Annotated in this window: 25 protein-coding genes; 6 read left to right on the forward strand and 19 right to left on the reverse strand. The window is 71.0% G+C overall.

The features are described 5' to 3' along the window. Nucleotides 1-165: 165 nt before the first annotated feature. Complete coding sequence (locus JNB61_RS11880) at nucleotides 166-1,605, forward strand: XRE family transcriptional regulator (protein WP_220290964.1); 1,440 nt, start codon at nucleotides 166-168, stop codon at nucleotides 1,603-1,605. A gap of 40 nt (nucleotides 1,606-1,645) precedes the next feature. Here the strand turns inward: JNB61_RS11880 and JNB61_RS11885 are convergent, their stop codons facing one another. Both JNB61_RS11885 and JNB61_RS11890 read right to left on the reverse strand, forming a co-directional pair. Next, nucleotides 1,646-2,725, reverse strand: a complete 1,080-nt coding sequence (locus tag JNB61_RS11885; protein ID WP_220339736.1) for a winged helix DNA-binding domain-containing protein — start codon at nucleotides 2,723-2,725, stop codon at nucleotides 1,646-1,648. A 43-nt stretch (nucleotides 2,726-2,768) separates the two neighbouring features. Next, nucleotides 2,769-2,927, reverse strand: a complete 159-nt coding sequence (locus JNB61_RS11890; protein WP_220339737.1) for a hypothetical protein — start codon at nucleotides 2,925-2,927, stop codon at nucleotides 2,769-2,771. Nucleotides 2,928-2,947: 20 nt separating this feature from the next. Between JNB61_RS11890 and JNB61_RS11895 the strand changes: the two genes are divergently transcribed. Both JNB61_RS11895 and JNB61_RS11900 read left to right on the forward strand, forming a co-directional pair. Beyond that, on the forward strand, nucleotides 2,948-3,088 hold the full coding sequence (locus tag JNB61_RS11895) for a hypothetical protein (protein WP_220290970.1): 141 nt from the start codon (nucleotides 2,948-2,950) through the stop codon (nucleotides 3,086-3,088). Nucleotides 3,089-3,097: 9 nt separating this feature from the next. Continuing rightward, entirely contained in the window at nucleotides 3,098-3,769 is a 672-nt protein-coding gene (locus JNB61_RS11900; RefSeq protein WP_220339738.1) for a VOC family protein, read from the forward strand. A gap of 24 nt (nucleotides 3,770-3,793) precedes the next feature. Here the strand turns inward: JNB61_RS11900 and JNB61_RS11905 are convergent, their stop codons facing one another. The 5 genes from JNB61_RS11905 to JNB61_RS11925 form a co-directional block, all read right to left on the reverse strand. After that, nucleotides 3,794-4,390, reverse strand: a complete 597-nt coding sequence (locus JNB61_RS11905) for a GNAT family N-acetyltransferase (protein ID WP_220339739.1) — start codon at nucleotides 4,388-4,390, stop codon at nucleotides 3,794-3,796. Between the two features lie 3 nt (nucleotides 4,391-4,393). Continuing rightward, a complete protein-coding gene (locus tag JNB61_RS11910) occupies nucleotides 4,394-4,762 on the reverse strand; it encodes a hypothetical protein (protein WP_220339740.1) in 369 nt (122 codons plus the stop codon). A 78-nt stretch (nucleotides 4,763-4,840) separates the two neighbouring features. Further along, nucleotides 4,841-5,047 (reverse strand): dodecin family protein, encoded by a 207-nt coding sequence (locus tag JNB61_RS11915; RefSeq protein ID WP_159845939.1) that lies wholly within the window; start codon nucleotides 5,045-5,047, stop codon nucleotides 4,841-4,843. 92 nt (nucleotides 5,048-5,139) lie between these two features. Continuing rightward, complete coding sequence (locus JNB61_RS11920; RefSeq protein ID WP_220291085.1) at nucleotides 5,140-6,609, reverse strand: NAD-dependent succinate-semialdehyde dehydrogenase; 1,470 nt, start codon at nucleotides 6,607-6,609, stop codon at nucleotides 5,140-5,142. Between the two features lie 241 nt (nucleotides 6,610-6,850). Continuing rightward, nucleotides 6,851-8,770, reverse strand: coding sequence for an FAD-binding monooxygenase (locus tag JNB61_RS11925; protein ID WP_220339741.1), 1,920 nt, complete (start codon nucleotides 8,768-8,770; stop codon nucleotides 6,851-6,853). 126 nt (nucleotides 8,771-8,896) lie between these two features. Between JNB61_RS11925 and JNB61_RS11930 the strand changes: the two genes are divergently transcribed. Continuing rightward, nucleotides 8,897-9,610 (forward strand): IclR family transcriptional regulator, encoded by a 714-nt coding sequence (locus JNB61_RS11930; RefSeq protein WP_220339742.1) that lies wholly within the window; start codon nucleotides 8,897-8,899, stop codon nucleotides 9,608-9,610. Nucleotides 9,611-9,622: 12 nt separating this feature from the next. On the opposite strand, the gene JNB61_RS11935 is transcribed toward JNB61_RS11930, so the two are convergent. Further along, nucleotides 9,623-9,931, reverse strand: a complete 309-nt coding sequence (locus JNB61_RS11935) for a hypothetical protein (RefSeq protein ID WP_159845947.1) — start codon at nucleotides 9,929-9,931, stop codon at nucleotides 9,623-9,625. A 151-nt stretch (nucleotides 9,932-10,082) separates the two neighbouring features. Between JNB61_RS11935 and JNB61_RS11940 the strand changes: the two genes are divergently transcribed. Then, complete coding sequence (locus JNB61_RS11940) at nucleotides 10,083-11,735, forward strand: thiamine pyrophosphate-binding protein (protein WP_220339743.1); 1,653 nt, start codon at nucleotides 10,083-10,085, stop codon at nucleotides 11,733-11,735. A 49-nt stretch (nucleotides 11,736-11,784) separates the two neighbouring features. On the opposite strand, the gene JNB61_RS11945 is transcribed toward JNB61_RS11940, so the two are convergent. The 10 genes from JNB61_RS11945 to JNB61_RS11990 are packed head-to-tail and all read right to left on the reverse strand — an operon-like array spanning nucleotide 11,785 to nucleotide 20,604. Beyond that, on the reverse strand, nucleotides 11,785-12,546 hold the full coding sequence (locus JNB61_RS11945; protein WP_220339744.1) for an enoyl-CoA hydratase/isomerase family protein: 762 nt from the start codon (nucleotides 12,544-12,546) through the stop codon (nucleotides 11,785-11,787). A gap of 10 nt (nucleotides 12,547-12,556) precedes the next feature. After that, nucleotides 12,557-13,750, reverse strand: a complete 1,194-nt coding sequence (gene paaE / locus JNB61_RS11950) for a 1,2-phenylacetyl-CoA epoxidase subunit PaaE (protein WP_220339745.1) — start codon at nucleotides 13,748-13,750, stop codon at nucleotides 12,557-12,559. After that, nucleotides 13,750-14,247: a 1,2-phenylacetyl-CoA epoxidase subunit PaaD gene (paaD, locus tag JNB61_RS11955; protein WP_220339746.1), complete on the reverse strand. Its 498-nt coding sequence runs from the start codon at nucleotides 14,245-14,247 to the stop codon at nucleotides 13,750-13,752. The genes paaE and paaD overlap by 1 nt, the downstream gene beginning before the upstream one ends. After that, nucleotides 14,241-15,086, reverse strand: coding sequence for a 1,2-phenylacetyl-CoA epoxidase subunit PaaC (gene paaC, locus JNB61_RS11960; RefSeq protein WP_220339747.1), 846 nt, complete (start codon nucleotides 15,084-15,086; stop codon nucleotides 14,241-14,243). Before paaC ends, paaD begins: the two co-directional genes overlap by 7 nt. Beyond that, entirely contained in the window at nucleotides 15,083-15,388 is a 306-nt protein-coding gene (paaB, locus tag JNB61_RS11965; protein ID WP_159845965.1) for a 1,2-phenylacetyl-CoA epoxidase subunit PaaB, read from the reverse strand. Before paaB ends, paaC begins: the two co-directional genes overlap by 4 nt. Continuing rightward, a complete protein-coding gene (gene paaA, locus JNB61_RS11970; protein WP_220339748.1) occupies nucleotides 15,388-16,362 on the reverse strand; it encodes a 1,2-phenylacetyl-CoA epoxidase subunit PaaA in 975 nt (324 codons plus the stop codon). The genes paaB and paaA overlap by 1 nt, the downstream gene beginning before the upstream one ends. Nucleotides 16,363-16,401: 39 nt before the next feature. Continuing rightward, nucleotides 16,402-16,848 carry a hydroxyphenylacetyl-CoA thioesterase PaaI gene (gene paaI, locus JNB61_RS11975; protein WP_220339934.1) on the reverse strand — a complete coding sequence of 149 codons (447 nt, stop codon included), beginning with the start codon at nucleotides 16,846-16,848 and terminating at the stop codon, nucleotides 16,402-16,404. 35 nt (nucleotides 16,849-16,883) lie between these two features. Beyond that, complete coding sequence (gene paaZ, locus JNB61_RS11980; protein ID WP_220339749.1) at nucleotides 16,884-19,013, reverse strand: phenylacetic acid degradation bifunctional protein PaaZ; 2,130 nt, start codon at nucleotides 19,011-19,013, stop codon at nucleotides 16,884-16,886. Further along, nucleotides 19,010-19,870 (reverse strand): 3-hydroxyacyl-CoA dehydrogenase family protein, encoded by an 861-nt coding sequence (locus JNB61_RS11985; RefSeq protein ID WP_220339750.1) that lies wholly within the window; start codon nucleotides 19,868-19,870, stop codon nucleotides 19,010-19,012. The genes paaZ and JNB61_RS11985 overlap by 4 nt, the downstream gene beginning before the upstream one ends. Further along, the gene (locus tag JNB61_RS11990; protein WP_220339751.1) at nucleotides 19,870-20,604 is read right to left on the reverse strand and encodes an enoyl-CoA hydratase/isomerase family protein; all 735 of its coding nucleotides are present in this window, start codon (nucleotides 20,602-20,604) and stop codon (nucleotides 19,870-19,872) included. The genes JNB61_RS11985 and JNB61_RS11990 overlap by 1 nt, the downstream gene beginning before the upstream one ends. A 231-nt stretch (nucleotides 20,605-20,835) precedes the next feature. On the opposite strand from JNB61_RS11990, the gene JNB61_RS11995 reads away from it, so the two are divergent. Continuing rightward, the gene (locus JNB61_RS11995; RefSeq protein ID WP_220339752.1) at nucleotides 20,836-21,444 is read left to right on the forward strand and encodes a TetR/AcrR family transcriptional regulator; all 609 of its coding nucleotides are present in this window, start codon (nucleotides 20,836-20,838) and stop codon (nucleotides 21,442-21,444) included. Between the two features lie 157 nt (nucleotides 21,445-21,601). Here the strand turns inward: JNB61_RS11995 and JNB61_RS12000 are convergent, their stop codons facing one another. Next, nucleotides 21,602-22,990 carry an MFS transporter gene (locus tag JNB61_RS12000; RefSeq protein ID WP_220339753.1) on the reverse strand — a complete coding sequence of 463 codons (1,389 nt, stop codon included), beginning with the start codon at nucleotides 22,988-22,990 and terminating at the stop codon, nucleotides 21,602-21,604. Nucleotides 22,991-23,026 lie beyond the last annotated feature (36 nt).

Raw genomic sequence — 23,026 nt, forward strand, 5'->3', positions numbered from 1 at the left:
GGGCGGGGGTGGAGCCTTCGGTTCGGGTGAAGATGTCGGCAAGGGCCATGGTGTCGCTCCTCGTTGATGCAGATTCGTGCTCTTCCTCTACTTTCCCGGGTAACAGACAGCTCTTCCCGCGAAATCTGGTGTCAAGAGTTGCGATTCTTTCGCTAGCATCAAGGAATGCCCCCCACGTCACTGGAACTGTCGACCCTGGGTCACCGCATCCGTCATCAGCGTCTCGCCCACGGCTACACGCTCGACGAGCTCGGAGCGCTGGTCGGGGTCGCCGGGAGCCAGCTCAGCCTCATCGAGAACGGCAAGCGCGAGCCGAAGCTGTCGCTGCTGCAGGCGATCGCCTCGACGACCGGCGTCGAGGTGGGCGACCTCCTGTCGGCAGAGCCGCCGAACCGTCGTGCCGCGCTCGAGATCGAGCTCGAGCGCGCGCAGTCCAGCTCGGTCTTCCGCCAGCTCGGCGTCACGCCGATCAAGGTGACCAAGGGCATGTCCGACGACACGATCGAATCGATCCTGGGCCTGCACCGCGAGCTGCAGCGCCGTGAGCGCGAGGCCATCGCGACGCCCGAAGAGGCACGCCGCGCCAACACGGAGCTGCGCCTGATGATGCGCGAACGCGACAACTACCTCCCCGACATCGAGAGACTCGCCGAGAAGCAGCTCAAGGCGGCGGGTCACGTGTCGGGCGCCCTCACCCACCGCACCGTCAGCATCATGGCCGAGAAGCTCGGCTTCGAGCTGATCTACGTGAACGACCTCCCGCACTCGACCCGTTCGGTGACCGACCTCGAGCACGGCCGCATCTACCTGCCGCCCGCATCCATCCCGGGCGGGCACGGCCTGCGGTCGATGGCGCTGCAGGCGATGGCGCACCGTCTGCTGGGCCACAAGAGGCCGACCGACTACGCCGATTTCCTTCAGCAGCGGCTCGAGATCAACTACTACGCCGCGTGCTGCCTCATGCCCGAGACCGCATCGGTGGCGTTCTTGCAGCAGGCCAAGAAGGACCGCAACCTGGCCGTCGAGGATTTCCGCGACGCGTTCGGCGTCACCCACGAGGCGGCGGGCATGCGGCTCACCAACCTCGCGACGCACCACCTGGGTATCAAGCTGCACTTCCTGCGCGTGGACGGCTCGGGTGCGATCTCCCGCGTGTACGAGAACGACGACCTGCCGCTCCCGATGGATGTCACGGGTGCCGTCGACGGCCAGATCGCGTGCCGCAAGTTCTCGGCCCGCGCCGCCTTCTCGGAGCAGAACCGCACGACGGAGCACTACCAGTACACCGACACCCCCGCGGGCACGTACTGGTGCTCGACGCAGACCGGGACCACGGCAGAGGGCGAGTTCTCGATCACCGTCGGGGTGCCCTTCGACGACGCGCGGTGGTTCCGCGGGCGCGAGACGCAGAAGCGCGCGACGTCGACGTGCCCCGACGAGTCGTGCTGCCGCCGCGTCGCCTCCGATGTCTCAGAACGCTGGGCGGGCAAGGCCTGGCCGAGCGCCCGTGTGCACATGCAGATGTTCTCGCCGCTCCCCCGCGGCGCGTTCCCCGGCGTCGACGACAACGAGGTGTACGACTTCCTCGACCGCCACGCGGACTGACGAGGAGCACGGATGCCGCGGCCCGGCCACTCGTCGCGTGCTATGCCGTGATGAAATCGCGGTAGCGGTCGAGGGCTGCGGCGATCTCTTCGTCGGTCGCGGCGCCGGGGGTGAACAGCTCGGGCACCGGGGACTCGGCGTGCCGGCCGACGGCAAGCGAGTGCGTCCACACCCCGACGGCTTCACCACGGGCGACGAGGATCGGTCGCACGATGCCGTTCATGCTCGGGCCGATCGCCCTGAGGAACTCCGGCGCACACGGCACGGTCCGGTCGACGTACGACAGGTAGTACTCCTCGAACGGCGGCAGCGCGACGACCTCCGGGGCCGCGGCGCTGCGGCGCGGCGCGGCGCCCGCGACGACGTACTGCGGCTCGGGTTCGTCGGCGACGACACGGACGCGATCGGATGCCGCCTCCGCCGCCCCGCGCGACACCCCGAGCGGGAGCCCGGTCCACCACGCGAAGTCGCGGGCCCCGGCGGGCCCGTGGGAGGCGATGTAGCGGACGAAGAACTCGGCCATCGGATCGGCCGGGGTCGCAGCATCCGTGATCCATTCGTCGGCGAGCACGAAGTACTGCTCGCGCGTGGGCCCGTTATCCCGTGGCACGACCGGCCCCTGGCACAGCACGGCGCGCAGCGACAGCGCGACGAGAAGGTGGTAGCCCCGCTGGCGCAGGGTCGACACGCCGCCCCGCTCCCACGCCTGGAACAGCTCCTTGCGGGTGAGGCGGTCGCCGCCGCCGAGCGCGGCCCTCGCCAGGCGCTCCGCGCGGCCGGCCTCGTCGGCGTCGATCCCCTCGTTGCGATGAACGGCCGCCGCCTGCCGGCGCTGACGCTCGGCGGTGAGCGACAGCACCCACTCCATGTCCGCCGCGGGGATGGTGTGGATCGTCCCGCGCATCGTCCACGTGCGCACGATCTCGCCGCGACCATACGCGGCGTCGACGTCGTGCACCGTCGTGCGGCCTCGCACGCGCGACGCGAGCGCCCAGCGCCCACCCCAGAACTCCTGGCTCTGCGTCGCGAGCATGTGCTGCGCCGCGTCGGCGACGGTCGCCGCGGGCGCGCTCAGCCGATGCGACCGGAGCCGCTCGTGCCGCAGGGTCGAGGCATCCATTCGCCCATCATGGCGCAGGCCACGGACGCGGTGTCCGCGATCGTCAGCGCTGGTGCGCGGCGTCGCAGGCCGCGCGGGCGTCCTCGATGCGCGGGTGGTTCTCGATCGCCCAGTCCGCGAGCGCCATCGCCAGCTGGATGAGCGTGAGCGGATGCCTCGGCCCGAGCCATCCGCTCTCCGCTGTCGTGGACTCCAGGCACACGATCTCCCTATGCTGACGGAATGACGGTGCCCGCCGAGGATCCGCGGAGCTGCCCCACGTGCGGCGACCCGCTGAGGTTCGAGATCCTCGACGACGAGCGCTTCCTCGTCGCCTGGTCGTGCGTGAACTGCGGCCTGATCCGTACGACCGAACCGGCTTAGGAGACCTCCATGGATGAGTCGACGAACGGGTCGGGCTGGATGTCCCCTGGAGCGTTCCACCGGGCGCCGGACGTCTCCGACTGGCGCGTCACCGGCACCGGCCCGCAGGCCGTCTTCACCGCGACCTCGCTCGCGCACGCGGCCGAGCTCGTCGCCCCGATCGTCGCCGCCGCCGAGCGGCTCGAGCTCCTGCCCGACATCGACCTGCGCCCCGAGGGGATCGTCGTGCGTGTCCCGTACCGCGACGCAGCGGGTATCCCGGCGGCCGCCGCGGACTTCGCGGCGGCCGTGTCGCGGGCCGCCGCCGAGCGCGGTCTGACCCCGGATCCCTCGCGGGCGCAGTCGATCGGCATCTACGTCGCCGAGCACTCGCGGGCCGACGTGCGACCTTTCTTCATCGCCGCACTCGGCTACGAGCCCTTGGGCGACACGGATGCTGCGGACCCGCTGCGGTGCGGACCGCAACTGGCGTTCAACCCGATCACCGGAGACTCGCCGTCGAGGGGCCGCACTCATTTCGACGTCTTCGTGCCGGCCGACCAGGCCGAGGCGCGGGTGGATGCCGCACTCGCCGCGGGCGGCAGACTCGCCGACGACTCGCACGCTCCGGCCTGGTGGTCCCTCGCCTCGCCCGACAACCACGGCGTCGACATCGCGGCCTGGACGGACACCTTCGACTGAACGGCGGCGCCGCGGTCTCGTCTTCTAGGTGACGGCCGGCGGGACCGTGATGCGCATGACGGTCTTGTTCTTGCCGAGGTGGCGCTCGAACGTGAAGCCGGCCTTCTCGAACATGGCCCTCGTTCCGTTGTGGAGGAACGACGACGACGTCTTCTTCCCGACGGGCAGCTCGTTGGGGAAAGAGACGACTTCGCCCCCGCCCGCCTGGGCGATCAGCTCGAGGGCGCCGTCCAGTGCCTCTCGCGCGACTCCCGAACGGCGGTGATCGCGGTCGACGAAGAAGCAGGTGATGCGCCACGGCGCCGGGTTCGTCTCACCGGCGTCGTACTCCCTGCGGTGGTAGATGCCGGGCAGTTCGAGCGGGCTGCCGTACTCGCACCACGCGATCGCGTCGTCGCCGTCGAAGACGAGCGCAGCGTGCGCGACGCCCTCCCCCACGAGTCGCTGCTTGAACGTCGGCCGGTCGTACTCGCTCTTGACGGTCGTATCCGTGTCGCCATGGAAGTAGGAGCAGTAACAGCCGCCCCAGACCCCGTTGTGCTTCTCGGCGAGTGCCAGCCACGCGGGGAACGTCTCGGGGGTGAGCGGCTTGACCACGTGCGACGTCGTCGCGGAGCCCACGTCCTACCTCCGACTCGACCTCGCCGCGGTGATGATCCGCGCCAGCGCCCAGCCGGCGGCGGACACCAGCGGCACGCTCACCATGATCATGGCCACGGGGTTCGGCTGGAACTTCGGACCGTTCGGACCGTTCACGTACGCGCCGATGGGCAGCACGTAACCGCCGCCTCCCCCTCCGCTTCCCTCGCCTTCACCCTCGGGCAGCCCGCCGCGCTGAGGCCACTTGCCGGAGCCGCCGCCACCGCCGAATCCGAAGATCACCAGCGCCGCGGGCGTCACCTGCCGCCCGCCGACGTCGATGGTCTCGCCGAACGCCATCTTCGCGCCCCAGGAGGGCGCGGACCTGGTCAGGCTCTCGATCGGTGACTCCATCGGCGACTCCTCCGGTTGCGCCCGCCACACCCAACCTAGAGAGCCGCGCCTGACGCCGCCAGAGGGCGATGCGACGCGTCACTCGGGGGCGTACTTGAACGAGAGCTGGATCCGCGAGCGGAACAGCAGCGCGCCGTCGTCGCCGACGACGACGTCCTGCTTCGTCACCTCGGCGATACGCAGATCGTGCAGCGATCCCGACGCGGTGCTGATGGCTTCTCGGGCGGCCTCCTCCCAGGACGAGGCACTCGTGCCGATGACGTCGATCACTCGGTAAACGCTCATCTCAACCCCTCATCGCTTCATCGTCGATGCCGACAGGTCCATAGTGATCGCGCTCACGCGCGTATGGAAGGGGTCCCCTGCGCGGGGGCCGCTCAGAAGGGGTTCGGCGTCAGGGTGTACTTGGTCTGCAGGTACTCGTGGATGCCCTCCGCGCCGCCCTCGCGGCCGAGGCCCGACATCTTCCAGCCGCCGAACGGGGCGGCGGCGTTGGAGACGACGCCCATGTTGAGGCCCATCATGCCGGTCTCGAGGCGCTCGATCATCCGCTGCCCGCGCGCGAGGTTCTCCGTGAACACGTACGACACCAGACCGTACTCGGTGTCGTTGGCCAGGCGCACGGCCTCGTCCTCGTCGTCGAACGGGACGATGGCGAGGACCGGCCCGAAGATCTCCTCGCGGAGGATGTCGGAACCCGCCTGCACGTCGGTGACGACGGTGGGCTCGTAGAACGTGCCGGGACCGTCGACCTCGTTGCCGCCGGTGGCGACCTTCGCGCCGCGCGACACCGCGTCCTGCACGAGCTGCGCTGCCTTGGCGACGGCGCGGTCGTCGATGAGCGGGCCGATCACGACGCCCTCCTCCGTGCCGCGACCGATCTTGAACCCGTTGACGCGCTCGGTGACCCGGCGGGCGAACTCGTCGGCGACCGAGCGGTGCACGATGAAGCGGTTGGCGGCGGTGCACGCCTGCCCGATGTTGCGGAACTTCGCCGCGATCGCACCGTCGACCGCCTTGTCGAGGTCCGCGTCGTCGAACACGACGAACGGCGCGTTGCCGCCGAGTTCCATCGACGTGCGCAGCACGCCCTGCGAGGCCTGCTCGAGGAGGCGCTGGCCGACCTGCGTCGACCCGGTGAACGACAGCTTGCGCAGCCGCGGGTCGCGGATGATCGGCTCCGACACCGCACCCGAGGTCGAGGTCGTGAAGACGTTGACGACACCCTTGGGCAGGCCCGCGTCTTCGAGCAGCTTCGCGAAGTAGAGGGTGGTCAGCGGCGTGAGCTCGGCCGGCTTGATCACGACGGTGCAGCCGGCGGCGAGCGCGGGCGCGATCTTGCGGGTCGCCATCGCGAGCGGGAAGTTCCACGGTGTGATGAGGAAGCAGGGGCCGACCGGGTGCTGCGACACGATCATGCGTCCAGTGCCCTCGGGGTTGGCGCCGTAACGGCCCTGGATGCGGGAGGTCTCCTCGCTGAACCAGCGCAGGAACTCGCCGCCGTACGCGACCTCGCCGCGGGCCTCGGCCAGGGGCTTGCCCATCTCGATCGTCATGAGAAGCGCGAACTCCTCCTTGCGCTCCTGCAGCAGATCGAACGCGCGACGCAGGATCTCGGCGCGCTGACGGGCCGGCGTCGCCGCCCATGCCGGGAACGCCTCGACCGCGGCGTCGAGCGCCGCTTTGCCGTCTTCGGGCGAGGCGTTCGCGATCTCCTTCACGACCTCCCCGGTCGCGGGGTCGTAGACCTTCAGCGTCTTGCCGCCGGATGCCGCACGCCACTGCCCGCCGATGAGCAGCCCATCGGGCACGGACGCCAGCAGCTCGGACTCACGGGTTTCGGTGATCGTCGTGGTCACGGGGACTCCCTTGTCGGTGGACGGATGCCTCGGCACCCTCTTCGATCGTTGGTCTGGGGCTATTCTGCCCGCGGCCGCCTACGCCGGCCGATGTACATCTTGTACAGTTCGCTGTCATGATTCGCCCGCCCGCACAGCGGTCGCGCCCTCCGCCCGCTTCCTCATCTGAGGTCGTGGGCCGAGACGAGGACCGGACTCGAGCCGCGACCCCTCATCTCGGCGCTGCTCCTCAATTGAGGACCCGCTCGAGTGCCGGCGCGTGCTGGTCGACGAGGGCGCCGGCGAGGAACGCGGCGAGCTCGCCGGTCGCGGCGAGCGGGAGCACCGCAGCGACGTACTGATCGGGACGCACGACGACGACCACGCCGTCGCGCGAGATCCCGCGCTCCTCGAAGATGTCGTCGGTGGTCCACGCACTCGGCGCGGCCGCGTAGACCTTCTCCCAGTCGGTGAGCCCGAGGGGACCGGTCTTCGGCAGGAAGAGCTCGGGTACGCGGGTGATGTCGACGTCCTCGTGCGCCTGCTGATAGACCACCTTCACGTCGAACACGGCGTCGACGTCGGCACCGTCGGGCGTGAAGCGCTGCACGGGCGACTCCGGCGACGCCATGAACGCCGCCCAGTCGGAGAGGACGGATGCCTCGCCCGCGGCCGGCGCGTCGGCGAAGGCGTAGATCCGCCAGCGGCCGTCGGCTTTCGCGTGGTGCCCCAGATGCACGGGGTTGCCGTCGCACACGCGGACGACCTCGACCGACTTGAAGCGCTTGCCCAACGGGAAACCATCGGCGAGGGCCTGGTGCGCAGCATTCGTCACGATCATCGATGGGCCGTACTGCGTCATGAAGCCCGACGGGAACTCCGCGGTGCCGAGGTAGAACGTCGCGAGCTCCTGGGGGTCGGAGATCTCCTCGGGCTTGCGAGCCATGAGGGTCGACCACTCGCGGTCGAAGTCGATGAGCTGCTGCGCGACGGGCTGCCGCTCGGCCGAATACGTCGACAGGAGCGAGGCGGGGCTGAGGCCGGTGAGGACGTGCCCCAGCTTCCAGCCGAGGTTGAAGCCGTCCTGCATCGAGACGTTCATGCCCTGGCCCGCCTTGGCGCTGTGCGTGTGGCACGCGTCGCCGGTGAGGAAGACGCGCGGGTCGTGCCCCTGGTCGACGTCGACGTCGTCGAACTTGTCGGTCACGCGGTGGCCCACCTCGTACACGCTGTGCCACGCGACCTGCTTCACGTCGAGCGAGTACGGGTGCAGGATCGCGTTCGCCCTGCGGATGATCTCGTCGATGGGCGTCTGGCGCACCCGGTGGTCGTCGTCGGCGGCGACCGCACCGAGGTCGACGTAGACGCGGCAGAGGTAGCCCCCCTCGCGCGGGATCAGGAGGATGTTGCCGGCCTCCGCGTTGATCGCGCACTTGGTGCGCCAGTCCGGGAAGTCGGTGTTGACGAGCACGTCCATGACGCCCCACGCGTGGGCCGAGAACGCGCCGACGTGCTTGCGCCCGATCGCCTCGCGCACGCCGCTGCGCGCGCCGTCGCACCCGACGACGTACTTCGCACGGACGATGCGCTCCTCGCCGGTGCGCTCCCCTGCCGTGTGGCGCACGCGCACCTCGACGGGGAAGTCGCCGTCGTCGTGGACCGTGAGGCCTGTGAATTCGATGCCGTAGTCGGGCACGATGCGGCCCGGACCGTGGGCGGCGGCCTCGGCGAAGTAGTCGAGCACGCGCGCCTGGTTCACGATGAGGTGCGGGAACTCGCTGATCTTGAGCGCGTAGTCCTCGGTGCGCGCCGTGCGGATGATGTTGTCGGGGTTCTCGGGATCGGGGCCCCAGAAGTTCATCCAGGCGATGTTGTAGGCCTCGGCGATGATGCGCTCCGCGAACCCGAACGCCTGGAACGTCTCGACGCTGCGCGGCTGGATGCCGTCGGCCTGGCCGAGCACGAGGCGTCCGTCACGCCGCTCGATCAGTCGCGTCGTGACGCCGGGGAACTGCGACATCTGCGCCGCGAGGAGCATGCCCGCCGGCCCCGAGCCGACGATCAGCACGTCCGTCTCGTCGGGCAGCTCGACCGGGCGGTCGATGCCCGTGCCGGCGGCGTCCTGCACGCGCGGGTCGGCGGAGACGTAGCCGTGGTGGTGGAACTGCATCGGTGTCCTCCTCGGACGACGGTGTCGAGGGCTCGTGGCGCGAAGTGCTTGCTGCGAGCGCGAGCGTGTTCTATATTCGAACACGCCGTTCTACTATTGAACAGATCGTATACGAAGGGATGCGGCATGACAAGGCTCGACAGCACGACAGCGCCCGCGTCGCAGACGCTGAGCCGCGGCATCCGGATCCTCGAAGTGCTCGCCGACGCGCGCGGGCCGCTCTCGATCGACGAGATCGCCACGCGGCTCGAGGTGCATCGATCGGTGGCCTACCGGCTCCTGCGCACCCTCGAAGACCATGGGCTGGTCGAGCGCGACGCGGCGGGTCGCATCGAACTCGGCGCGCGGCTCGCCGCCCTCGCGGCCGGCGTCGCGCACGACCTGCAGGCCGAGGCGCTCCCCGAGCTCACCGCGGTCGCGGGCGACCTCGGCGTCACCTGCTTCCTCGCGGTGCTCGACCATGAGGAGTGCGTCACCCTGTCGAGCGTCGAGCCGCGGCACGCCGTGAACCCCGTCGCGCAGCGGCCGGGAACGCGGCATCCCATCACGCGCGGCGCGCCGGGCAAGGCGATCCTGTCGCTGCTCCCGACGGCGGCGTGGCCGGCCGGCGTGTCAGCGGAGCTGACGGAGGAGGTGACGGACGCTGCCGCCCGCGGCTACGCGACCAGCCACGACGAGGTCATCCCGAGCCTGCGCGCGGTCGCCGTGCCCCTTGTCGTGCGCGGACGCGGGCCCGCGGCCATCGCGGTCGTGTTCGTCGCGAGCGCCCACTCGGACGACGAGATCGCGACGCGTCTCACCCGGTCGGCGGGGGCGATCCGCGAGGCGCTCGGCGGCTGAGGCTCTTCCGGCTTACGCGGTCGTCGAGTACTCGGTGACGAGGCGGATGTTGTACTCCGCGACGCGCTGCGGTACGCCGTCGAACGCCTCGGCCCGCGCGTCAGACGCCAGGTACTCCTTCTCGAGGGCGACGAACGCGTCCTCGTCGCCCGGCGCGCTCACCGCCCACACGAACTCGTTCGTCTCGGGCACGCCGTAGGCGAACTCGATCGTGAAGCCGGCGGCGGGCCGCACCCGCGGCATCCACTCGTTCCACCACGCGACGAACGCGTCGTACTCCCCTTCGACGAGCGTGTACCGGCGGAGCTGGGTCGTCTTCATGACTCCCATCCTGCCCGAAGACCTATACTCGTCACGTCCGGTGGCACCGTCGCCCGCCGGTGCTCGAAAAAAGGGCACGCAGCGCGCTCGCGCGAGACACATACGGCTCTTGATCCGTTCCGTCTCGAAAGGCACCGCCATGTCTCCCGCCATGAGCACCGTCTCGGCGCATGTCGCCCTCACGCTCGCCCGCCACATCGACCACGTCTTCGGCGTGATGGGCAACGGCAATGCGTACTTCCTCGACGCGCTCGAGCGCTCCACCGACGTGCACTTCACGGCGGTGCGCCACGAGGCGGGCGGCGTCGTCGCCGCCGACGCCTATCACCGCGCCTCCGGCCGGCTGGCCGCCGCCACCGCGACCTACGGCGCGGGCTTCACCAACACCCTGACCTCCCTCGCCGAAGCGGTGCAGGCCCACGTGCCGCTCGTGCTCGTCGTCGGCGATGAGCCGACGTCCGGCCCGCGCCCGTGGGACGTCGACCAGATCGCCCTCGCATCGGCCGTCGGCGCGCGCACCTATACGGTCGGGCGAGCGGATGCTGCGGCCACCACGATCATCGCGATCGAGCACGCGCTCACCTACCGGGTGCCCACAGTGCTCGCCATCCCCTATGACGTCGCCGCGCGCGATGCGGGGCCGCTTCCCGAGGCACCCGAGCCGCGTCTTCCCGCGCCGCTCGAGCCCGCAGGGCCGTTCGCCGAAGGCGCGGTCGAGGGGCTCGTCGAGGCGCTGGCCTCGGCCGAGCGCCCGTTCCTGCTCGCCGGTCGCGGAGCCTGGATCTCGGGCGCCGGCGAGGCGCTCGGCGACGTGGCCGACGCCGTCGGCGCCGTCACCGCCTCCACGGCCCTCGGCCGCGGCATCTTCCCGCGCGCCGAGTTCGACCTCGGGGTCGCCGGCGGCTTCGGCGCAGAAGGGGCGATGGAGCTCGTGCGCGAGGCGGACGTCGCCGTGGTCTTCGGAGCGTCGCTGAACCAGTTCACGATGCGGTTCGGAGACCTGTTCTCCCCCGGCACCCGGGTGTTCCAGGTCGACGTCGCACCGGCCGCCACCCACCCGCACGTCGGTGGCTACATCCGAGGCGATGCCGCAGTCGTGGCCCGCGCCGTCGCCGACGGCCTGCAGGCGCGCGGCGGTTCGGCGAGCGGCTGGCGCGAGCGCGTCGACCTCATGCCGCTGCGTGCCTATGAGCGCGGCGACGACGTCGCACCCGACGGCCGCCTCGACCCGCGCGCCGTCGCCGCGCGCATCGGTGAGCTGCTGCCCGAGGATCGCGTCGTCGTCTCGGACGGCGGACACTTCATCGGCTGGGCGAACATGTACTGGCCGGTCGCCGCGCCCGACCGCATGACGATGGTGGGCACGGCGTTCCAGTCGATCGGGCTCGGCTGGCCGTCGGTCCCCGGGGCCGCGCTCGCCAAGCCCTCGGCGACCGTCGTGCTCACGACCGGCGACGGCGGCGGGCTCATGGCACTGGCCGACCTCGAGACCGCCGTCCGCGTCGCGGGCGGCCGCGGTCTCGCCGTCGTCTGGAACGACGCGGCCTACGGCGCCGAGATCAACCTGTACGGCCTCAAGGGCCTCGCGAAGGAGCCCATGCTCATCCCGGAGGTCGACTTCGCCGCCCTGGCTTCCGGCGTCGGGGCGGAGGGCGTCGTCGTGCACACGCTGGCCGACCTCGACCGGCTTGCGCAGTGGGCCGCCGAGCCCGCAGCATCCCGCCCGTTCCTCGTGCTCGACTGCCGCATCTCGGGCGCGGTGATCGCGCCGTATCAGCGCGAGATCATCCGCGTGAACTCCTGACTCCTGCTGCCGAGCGCATCCTTCGCAGTGAAGGCCTCTCCCGGCCTCGTCACTCACCGGTGAAGTCGGGCTTGCGCTTCTGCTGGAAGGCGGCGAAGCCCTCCCGGTAGTCGGCGGTGCTGCGGAGGGCCTCCTGGCCGCGGGCCTCCTCGGCGACCGCGTCCCACAGCCGCTCGCCGCGCAGGCGCGCGATGAGGCGCTTCGAGGCGACGAACGCCGCCGTCGGCCCCGACGCCGCGACCGTCGCCCGCTGCAGGGTGAAGTCGAAGACCTCCTCGACCGGCATCGCCCGACTGAACAGCCCCGCGGCCACGGCTTCCGCGCCCGAAATCATCGCACCGGTGTAGATGAGATCCAGCGCCCGGTGCGCGCCGAGCCGTTCGTAGAGCAGGGCGTGGCCGCCCGAGTCCAGCATCGCTCCGAGGCTCGCGAAGGGAGAGCCGATCTTGGCGTCCTCGGCGACGTACACGACGTCGGTCGCGATCGCGAGCCCCAGACCCACGCCGAGGCACGCACCGTGGACAGCCGCGAAGGTCGGCGCGGGGAACGCGGCGATCCGCCTCATCAGCGTCTCGACGCCGGCGAGGTATTCGGGCACGTCGTCGGTCGCCGGGTCCACACCCGCGATGTCGCGGCCCGCGCAGAACGCCCGACCCTCGGCGCGCAGCACGAGCGCACGCACCCCCGACTCCTCGGCGCTGCGGTACGCGGCATCCATCTCCCCCAGCTCGCGCAGCGAGAGCGCATTGAGCTTCCCGGGCGCGTTCAGCACGACCTCGGCGACATCGCCGGTGATGGACAGCTCGATCATGGCGTTCCTCTTAGACGTCGTAGTCGACGACCACCGTGTCGGTCGTCGGGTGGGATTGACAGGTCAGCACGTACCCGCGTTCGAGCTCGTCGGGTTCGAGCGCGTAGTTCTCGGTCATCGTGACCGACCCCTGGAGGAGGCGAGCACGACACGTGCCGCACACGCCGCCGGCACAGGCGAAGGGGACGTCCGGCCGCACCCGCAGCGCCGCGTTGAGGATCGACTCGTGCGCGGCGACGGGGCTGTCGACGGCCTGCGACTGCCCGTCGAGGGTGAACTCGATGCGGCGCACGGGCTCGTCCTCCGCCACCACGACGGTCCGACCCGCCGACGGCTCGGCGCGATCCCCCTCTCCCGTCGTGAAGAGCTCGTAGCGCACGTGCGCGGGGTCGATGCCGATGTCGGCGAGGGTGTCGCGGCAGAGCTGCACGAGCTCGAACGGCCCGCACAGGAACCACTCGTCGACCGTGTCGGGGAGCACGAGGTCGCCGAGGATGCGCCGCAGCCTCGGCTCGTCGATGCGGCCCGAGAGCAGCGGCGCGGTGCGCTGCTCGCGTGAGAGCACGTGGTGCAGCGCGAGCCGGGTCGGATAGCGGTCCTTGAGGTCTGACAGCTCGTCGAGGAACATCACGTCGAGGCTCGAGCGGTTCGTGTACACGAGCGTGAACCGCGACGTGCGTGACCGCGCCAGCACGGTCGCGGCGAGCGCCATGAGAGGCGTGATGCCGGACCCCGCGGCGATGCCCGCGACGTGCGCGTCGTCGAGGTCGGCGAGCTTCGACGTGAATGTTCCCTGCGGGCTCATCACGTCGATCTCGTCGCCGACCTTCAACTCGGTCTGCGCCCACGTCGAGAACCGGCCGCCGAGATCGCGCTTGATCGCGACGCTGATCGTGCGCGGCCCGTCGCCCCCGCCGCCGGAGTCCTCCGCGCGGCACAGCGAGTACGAGCGGCGCACCTCGTGCCCGTCGAGCACTTTGCGCAGGGCGACATGCTGCCCCGCGAGGTAGCCGAACTCGTCGCGGGCCTCCTCGGGGATCGCGAATGTCACCTCGACCGAGGCATCCGTCAGCGGCCTGATCGCGGCGACCCGCAGCGTGTGGAAGCGCGCGCGGTGCTTGGCCCCGCGCGGGCCGCCGACCGCGGTCGTCAGCAGCGTCTCGGCGATGCGCTCGTTCTCGCCCGCCGCGCCGTCGGGCCGCATCAGTGCACCTTGAAGTGGTCGAAGGGCTCGAGGCACGCGCGGCACTCGTAGAGGGCCTTGCACGACGTCGACCCGAACCGAGCGATCTCACGCGTGTCGAGCGACCCGCAGCGCGGGCAGCGCACCGACAGCTGCAGCCGGATCGGCCCGCCCACGGCCGCGCGCCCGGAGGGCGGCGCGATGCCGTACTCGACGAGCTTGCGCTTGCCGGCCTCCGTCATCCAGTCCGTCGTCCACGCAGGGGTCAGCACGAGTCGCACCTCGACGTCCTCGTAGCCCGCCGCCGTCAGCGCGAGCACGACGTCGTCGCGGATCGCATCCATCGCCGGGCAGCCCGAATAGGTCGGCGTGAGGGTGACGGTCACACGCCCGTCGTCGACGGCGACGTCGCGCAGCACGCCGAGGTCCTCGATCGTGAGGACGGGCACCTCGGGGTCGAGGACGGATGCCGCGACCTCCCACGCGCGCCGGGCCGTGGTGCCCAGGCCGGTCACCATGTGGCCCCCCGGTGCTGGCGGGCCAGCACCTGCATCTCAGCGAGCAGGTAGCCCAGCGTCGGGAAATGCGACCCGCGCCGCCCACCGGCCGACGACATCGCGGTGGCCGGGACCTCGAGCTCGGCCTCGGCGAACACCGCCGCGATCACCGCGTCGAACGCCGGCTGCAGCGCAGACGGCGGCACCGCGACGCCGTCGAGCCGGTCGATCAGCGGCTCGTCCCGGAACAGCTCGCCCACGTAGGGCCACACGTCGCCGATGGCCTGCACCATGCGCCGGCGCGACTCGTCGGTGCCGCCGGCCAGGCGCAGCGTCCACTGCACCGCGTGGTCGCGGTGGTACTCGACCTCCTTCACCGCCTTCGCGGCGATCGCGGCGAGCGTCTCGTCGGACGACCCGCTGAGTGCCGTGTAGAGCTCGAAGAGGTACACGGATGCTGCGAGCTGACGCGCGATCGTCTGCGCGAAGTCCCCGTTGGGCTGCTCGAAGAGCCAGGCGCACCGGAACTCGGGCTCGTCGCGCCAGTAGGCGAGGTCGTCCTCGGAGCGCCCGTCGTAGCTGCCGGCATACCGCAGGAACGACCGCGCGTGCCCGAGCAGGTCGAGCGCGATGTTGGCGAGTGCGACGTCCTCCTCGAGCTCCGGGGCGCGGGCGATCCAGCCGCCGAGCTGCTGCGACAGGATGAGCGCGTCATCACCCAGCCACAGGGCGTACTCGGCCACCTCCGCCGTCGCCGCGCGGCCCTCGGCACCGGCCAGTTCGGCCGACAGCTCGACCTGCTCGACGGTCACGTCGCCGTGCGGGGCACCGACCGGTTCCTGAGCGTGTCGACGGGTCACAGGTGCGGCACCCCCTCCGACGCCGTGTAGTACGTCGCGTGGCGGTAGTTCTTGCCCGCGGGGCTCTCGAAGAACGCCCCCTTCGCGTCGGGGTCGCTCGTCGTGATCGCGTCGGCGGGCACCACCCAGATCGAGGTGCCCTCCCCCCGGCGGGTGTACAGGTCGCGGGCGTTGCGCAGCGCAAGCTCGGCATCCGGCGCGTGCAGCGACCCGGCGTGCACATGGCTGAGCCCGCGGTTCGCGCGCACGAACACCTCCCACAGCGGCCACGACTCGCGCGGCGATGCACCTGGCGTGGTCATCACGCCGCTCCCTTCCTCGCCGCGGTTACGCGCAGCTGCTGCTTGCGGGCGTACTCGGCGGCGGCCTCCCGCACCCAGGCGCCGTCCTCGTGCGCGTTGCGCCGATTGCGGATGCGCTCGACGTTCATCGGCCCCCGGCCGGCGAGCACCTCGTGGAACTCCGTCCAGTCGATCTCCCTCGTGTGCCACCGCCCGGCGGCCTCGTCCCACCGCAGCTCGGGGTCGGGAAGCGTCACACCCAGCACCTCGGCCTGGGGCACCAGCATCCCGATGAACCGCTGCCGCAGGTCGTCGTTCGAGAACCGCTTGATCTTCCACGCCATCGACTGCGCCGAGTTCGGCGACTCGTCGTCGGGCGGCCCGAACATCATGAGCGACGGCCAGTACCAGCGGTTGACGGCATCCTGAGCCATCTCCCGCTGCGCGGGCGAGCCCTGCATCAGCGTCAGCAGGATCTCGAACCCCTGCCGCTGGTGGAACGACTCCTCCTTGCAGATGCGCACCATCGCCCGGCCGTACGGACCGTACGACGCGCGGCACAGCGGCACCTGGTTGCAGATCGCGGCGCCGTCCACGAGCCAGCCGATCGCGCCCATGTCGGCCCACGTCGGCGTCGGGTAGTTGAAGATCGACGAGTACCGCGCCCGTCCCTCGATGAGCTGCTCGGTCATCTCGTCGCGCGTGATGCCGAGCGTCTGGGCGGCCGAGTACAGATAGAGCCCGTGCCCCGCTTCGTCCTGCACCTTCGCCATCAGGATCGCCTTGCGCTTGAGGCTCGGCGCCCGCGTGATCCAGTTACCCTCGGGCTGCATGCCGATGATCTCGGAGTGCGCGTGCTGCGAGATCTGCCGGATCAGCGTCTTGCGATACGCCGCCGGCATCCAGTCCCTCGGCTCGATGCGCGAGTCGGCCTCGATGAGCGCGTCGAACGCCGCCTGCTCGGCCGCCTCATCGATCAGCGTCTCGGTCGTCATCATCGACTCCTCATTTACAGACCGTTCGTTCAGTAAAGTCTACCCGGTGACGGATGCCTCGGCACCGCCGCCGACGGCATCGTCAGGGTGAGTCCGCCGCGTGGTGAAGGACCGGCCGCGGAACTCTGCGACCACGTCGCCCGTCTCGTCGGTCACCGTGACGTCGTAGAGGCCGCTGCGGCCGGAGAGGATGCGGCGCCGCGCGTGTGCGGTGAGGATCTGGCCCGCGCGCGTGGCCTTGACGAACGAGATGTCGGCTCCGGCGGCGACGGTGACGTCGTCCCCGGCGCCCGCGGCCAGCGGATCGAGCTCGTTGCACGCCATCGCGAACGCCGTGTCGGCGAGCGCGAACACCATCCCGCCGTGCGTGATCGCGAATCCGTTGGTCATGTCTTCGCGCACCCGCATCGAGACGACGGCCTCCCCGGGCTCGTCCCGCTCGACGACCATGCCGAGCGCGGCCGAGGCGCGATCGCGCCGCAGCATGCGGCGCTGCCCGGCGAAGTGCTCCGCGGGATCGCTCACGCCGTCACCTCTCGGGCCTCGGATGGCACGGATGCGGCGGTGGCGGCATCCGTGTCCGCGGTCTTCGCGACCAGCGTGAGCACGTCGTAGGTCGCGACGGTCTCGTCACGCTGGTTCAGGATGACGGCGTCCCACCGCACCTCGCCGTACTCGTCGGTCTCGCGCGGGGTGATCTGCTTCGCCGTGAGCACCACGCGGATCTCGTCGCCGGGCGACACCGGCGTCATGAAGCGCAGGTTCTCGAGGCCGTAGTTGGCGAGCACCGGACCCGGCTCGGGATCGACGAACAGGCCCGCCGCCCACGACACGAGCAGGTACCCGTGGGCGACGCGGCCCGGGAAGAACGGGTTCGCTGCGGCGGCCTCCTCGTCCATGTGGGCGTAGAAGAGGTCGCCGGTGAAGCTCGCGAACGTCTCGATGTCGTCCAGCGTCACCGGGCGCAGGGGCGAGGCGACCTGGTCGCCGACGGCGAGCTCCGCGAGCGACTTGCGGAAGGGGTGACGATCGGAACGGGATGCTGCGCCCTGGTGCCAGACCCCGGTGAGGGCGGTCAGCATGGCGGGCGAGCCCTGCACCGCCGTGCGCTGCATGTGGTGCAGGACGGCACGGATGCCGCCGAGCTCCTCTCCCCCGCCGGCGCGGCCGGGTCCGCCGTGGACGAGGTGGGGCACCGGCGCGCCGTGGCCCGTCGACGTGCGGGCGTCGTCGCGGTCGAGGAAGAGGATGCGCCCGTTGTACGCGGCGGTGCGCGCGAGGAGGGTGGCGGCGACCGCCGGGTCGGCGGTGGCGACGCTCGTGACGAGGGACCCGCCGCCCCGGCCCACGAGGTCCGCTGCCTCGTCCACCGTGCGGTAGGCCAGAACGCTCGCCACCGGACCGAACGCCTCGACGTCGTGCACGGCGTCGGGAAGCGCATCCGGCGCGCCCTCGAACCCGATGACGATCGGGCCGACGAAGGCGCCGTCCGGGGCGGGACCCGTGGAGCCGTCCGCGAGGGTCACGTCCGGGGCATCCGTCGATCCGAGCAGGATGCGGCCGCCCGCGGCCTCGAGCGCCCCGACGGCGTGGAGCACCTCGTCGCGCTGGGCGAGCGAGACGAGCGGACCCATCGTGACGGCGTCGGCGTGCGGGTCGCCCACGACGACGCGCTCCGCGATCCTGTCGCGCAGGGCCTCGACAAGCGGCTCGACGACCCCGGCCGGCACGATGGCGCGACGGATCGCGGTGCACTTCTGCCCGGCCTTCGTCGTGAGCTCGACCATGAGCTGTCTGACGTACGCCTCGAACTCGGGTGTGCCCGGGACGGCGTCGGGGCCGAGAACCGACGCGTTGATCGAGTCGGTCTCGCTCGTGAACCGCACGCCGGGCGCCGCCTGAGACCGCAGGCGCTCCGCGGTCGACGCGCTGCCCGTGAATCCGACGAGGTCGCCGAGGCCCAGATGGTCGAAGAGCCCCGGCACGGCACCGCTCACCAGCTGCAGGGAGCCGGCCGGCAGGCGTCCCGTCTCGACGAGGATCCGCACCCACGCCTCGGCGACATACGCCGTCGGCGTCGCAGGTTTCACGATCGTGGGCACGCCCGCCAGGAACGCCGGCGCGAACTTCTCGAGCGCACCCCACATCGGGAAGTTGAAGGCGTTGATCTGCACGGCGACTCCGGGCAGCCGCGTGTACACGTGACGCCCGAGGAAGGAGCCGTCGTTGGACAGCGGCTCGACGGGGCCGTCGAGGTACACCTGCGCGTTCGGCAGCTCGCGCCGCCCCTTCGACGAGTACGTGAAGAGCACGCCGATGCCGCCGTCGACATCGCTCAGCGAATCGCGCGTGGTCGCACCGGCCCGCTTGGAGAGCTCGTACAGCTCCTCCTTGCGCGCGGTGAGCGCGATGCCGAACTCCTTCAGCAGCAGCGCGCGCTGGTGGAAGGTCAGCGCGCCGAGGCCGGCCTGGCCCACCGAGCGGGCGTGGGAGATCGCTCCGGCGAGGTCGATGCCCTCGGTGCTGACGAGCGTCACGACCTCGCCCGTCGAGGCGTCGCGCACGTCCGTCGCCCCGGCTTCGGATGCGGGCGTCCACCATTCGTCGCGCAGGTAGCTGGGGAGGACGGCCGTCCCTGTCCGCTCGATCATCGCTGTTCACTCCATTCGTAGAAGCCGCGGCCGGTCTTGCGGCCGAGATGTCCGTCCGCGACGAGGCGCCTGAGCAGTTCCGGAGGAGCGAAGCGCTCCCCGAGCCGGCGGTGCAGCTCCTCGGCGATGCCGAGTCGCACGTCGAGGCCGACGAGGTCGGTCGTGCGCAGCGGGCCGAGCGGATGCCGGTACCCGAGCTGCATCGCCGCATCGATGTCGGCAGCCGAGGCCACGCCCTCCTCGAGCATGCGGATCGCCTCGAGCCCGAGCGCGACGCCGAGTCGGCTCGACGCGAAGCCCGGGCTGTCGCGCACGACGATCGGCGTCTTGCCGAGCGCGGTGATCCAGCCGCGCGCGTCGTCGACGAGCGCGGGGTCGGTCGCCGCGCCGGTCACGACCTCGACGAGCTGCGACGTCGGCACGGGGTTGAAGAAGTGCAGGCCCAGGAAGCGCTCCGGGCGGTCGAGGCCGGATGCGAGGTCGTCGATCGAGATCGATGAGGTGTTGGTGGCGAGCGCCGCATCCGATCCGAGCACGCGCTCGGCGCGCGCGAGCGCCGCGAGCTTCAGCTCCCGATCCTCGGGGACCGCCTCGACCACGAGGTGACAGCCGGCCAGTGCCGCAGCATCCGTCGCGGTCTCGATCGCCGCGGCGAGCGCGTCGTACCCGATGTCGGTCGTGCCGCGCTCGACGCTCTGCCGCACGCTCTCGAGAAGACGAGCGGATGCTGAGGCCGCCGCCTCGTCGTCGCGCTCGACCACGACCACCCCGGCGCCGGCGAGCACGAACGCGTGTGCGATGCCCGCACCCATGCGCCCGCCGCCGATCACCCCGACCCGCCCCGGAACGTCGTTCATCACCGCTTCCTCTCGAGGAAGGCCGTCATGCGCCGGTCCTTCTCCGGGCTCTCGAAGAGCTGCGCCTGCAGTTCGAGCTCGATCTCGGGATGGGCCGCGCGCGGGGCGAGCAGCGCCGTCTTCGTGTGGCGCGTAGCAAGCGGGTCGTTGTGCGCGATGCGGTCGGCGATCGCATGGGCCGCGGCGAGCAGATCGCCGGGATCATAAAGGGACGACACGAGCCCCCACTCGACGGCGGTCGCAGCATCCAGGATCCGCCCCGTGAGCAGCATCTCGGCGGCGCGGGCCTCACCGACGATCTCGGGCAGACGCCAGGTCGCGCCGGCCGCGGCGATGATGCCGAGACCGGTCTCGGGGTTGCCGATCTTGAGGCTCGGCGTGCCGATACGGATGTCTGCCGCGTACGCGAGCTCGGCCCCGCCGCCCAGCGCGTAGCCGTCGATCGCCGCGATGACGGGCATCGGGAGACCCCGCACCCGCGTGAACGCCCGTGTGTTGATGCCGCGGCGGGCGTCGGCGGCGCGGCGCTCGCGCAGCTGCGCGATGTCGGCACCCGAGGCGAACACGCCGTCGGAGCCGGTGAGGATAAGCGTGCGCGGCTCGCGCTCGAGCTCGCCGCACAGCTCGTGCAGGCGGTCGATGGTGTTCTGGTCGATGGCGTTGCGCACCTCGGGCCGCGACAGCGTCGCGACGACGCGGTCCTCGCGACGCTCGATCTTGAGCGGCTCAGGCATCGGCATCCTCTCGCTCCGCTCCGTCGCGGTCTCGCGCCCATAATATCTGATCGATCGTTCAGTAATGGCATGCGCTCACGTTCGATCCATGCGCTCTCGCCGAGATCACCCGTCGCGTGCGCGCGCGACGTTTCCGCTCGGCGAGAGCACGCGATGTGGACAACGGCGACGCGCGGCACGGACGAGAGGTCGGGAGATGGATGCTGCCGGCACAGGTGCGAGACTGGGCGCATGTCGGCGAGCACCGAGGCCTCCCCCGCGCGACGCGGGCGGCCGGGCTACGACCGCGACCAGGTGCTCGCGGTGGCGGTGGCCCTCTTCAACGAGCAGGGATACGACGCGACGTCCGTCTCCCATCTGGCGTCACGCCTGGGCCTGACCAAGTCGGCGCTGTACCACCACTTCGACTCGAAGGAGCAGCTGCTCGCGCTCGCCCTCGGCGAGGCGCTCGACGGGCTGGAGGGCGTGCTCGACGGCCCGGACGCGGCGGTGACCGACCCGGCCGAACGGCTCGGGGCGGTGCTGCGCGGCGCGGTGCGCGTGCTCGTCGACAAGCTCCCCTACGTCACCCTTCTGCTGCGGGTGCGCGGCAACAGCGACGTCGAGCGCGCCGCCCTCCAGCGGCGGCGGGCGTTCGACCACCGCGTGACTGCGCTCGTGGCCGAGGCGCAGCGCGCCGGTCAGGTGCGCGCCGACGTCGACGGCGCCGTCGCCACGCGTCTGGTGTTCGGCATGGTCAACTCGATCGTCGAGTGGTACCGCCCCGGCGGCGCCGTCGACCGAGAGCGCCTTGCCCACGACGTCGTCGCAGTCGCGCTGGACGGCATGCGCACCCGCTGACCGGTCGCGACGGGAAGGGCACGGTCACGACACGAAGGGCACGGTCACGACACGAAGGGCATGGTCCGCGACGGGACGAGCGGGACGGGACGACGGATGCCGCGGCCCGCGGCCTGCGGGCAGGCTGGGGACGCGGCATCCGCCTTCGAAACGAGGCTCAGGCCTTGGAGAGGCCGTAGATCGGGCTGACCGACTGCTCGGCTTCGTGGTCGGGACCCAGCGGGATGCCGGAGCGGTCGCGCAGCAGCAGCGTCGCGATGAGGCCGATCACCGTCATGCCCGCCAGGTACCAGGTGACCGACAGGGTCGAGCCCGTCTGCTGGACCAGCCACTGCGCGATCGTCGGGGCGAACGCGCCGCCGAGGATCGCGCCGATCGCGTACGAGATCGAGACGCCCGAGAAGCGGATGGATGCCGGGAAAAGCTCCGAGTACAGCGCGGCCTGGGGGCCGTACGTGAAGCCGAGGCCGATCGTGAGGATCGCGAGGCCCAGGAAAAGCAGCCAGATGTCGCCGGTGTTCACGAGGGGGAAGAGCAGGAACACGCCCACGAGCTGCAGGATCCAGCCGATGATGTACGTGGTGCGGCGGCCGATGCGGTCCGAGATGAACCCGGCGGCCAGCGTCGAGAGCAGCCAGGTGACGGCCGAGCCCGCGACAGCCCACAGCACCGGCCCGCGCTCGAGGCCGAGCGGCCCCTCGGGGTTCGTGGAGTAGCCCTGGATGTACCCGCCGGTGGTCATGTAGCCGACGGCGTTGTTGCCCGCGAAGACCAGCGCGGCGATGATCACGAGCAGCAGGTGCTTGCGGAAGAGCGTGATGATCGGCATCTTCGCCTTCTCCTTGCGCTCGGCGAGCTCGGCGAAGACCGGGCTCTCCTCGACGCGGCGGCGGACGTAGTAGCCCACGAGGATCAGCACGACGCTGAGCAGGAACGGCACGCGCCAGCCCCACACGAGGAACGCGTCGCCGGGGGCGATCATCGCCATGAGCGCCATGACGCCCGAGGCGAGGAGGAGACCCAGCGGCACGCCGATCTGCGGCGAGGCGCCGAACGCGCCGCGGCGCTTCTTGGGCGCGTGCTCGACGGCCATCAGCACGGCGCCGCCCCACTCGCCGCCTGCGGAGATGCCCTGGATGATGCGCAGGAGGACGAGGAGGATCGGCGCCGCGACGCCGATCGCCTCGTAGGTCGGCAGCAGGCCGATGAGGGCAGTCGCCGCGCCCATGAGGATCAGCGTCCACATGAGCACGACCTTGCGGCCGTACTTGTCGCCGAAATGACCGGCGAGGAAGGCGCCCAGCGGGCGGAAGAGGAAGCTCACGCCGACGGTCGCGAAGGCGACGATCGCGCTGTTCGCGCCGAGCGGCGCGAAGAACAGCTGGCCGAACACGAGTCCGACCGCGGTGGCGTAGATGAAGAAGTCGTACCACTCGACGGTGGTGCCGACGACGGTCGCGAAAACGACGCGGCGTCGGTCTGTGGTGGACGCGATGGTTCCGGTCGGGGTGAACCCTGCTGCGGGCCCGGATGTGCTGCTGCTCATGGTGACTCCTGTGTCGGGGGCTGACGGCGTCGTCGC

The sequence above is a fragment of the Microbacterium ureisolvens genome (assembly GCF_019511645.1).
GTDB classification, from domain to species: Bacteria; Actinomycetota; Actinomycetes; order Actinomycetales; family Microbacteriaceae; genus Microbacterium; species Microbacterium ureisolvens_A.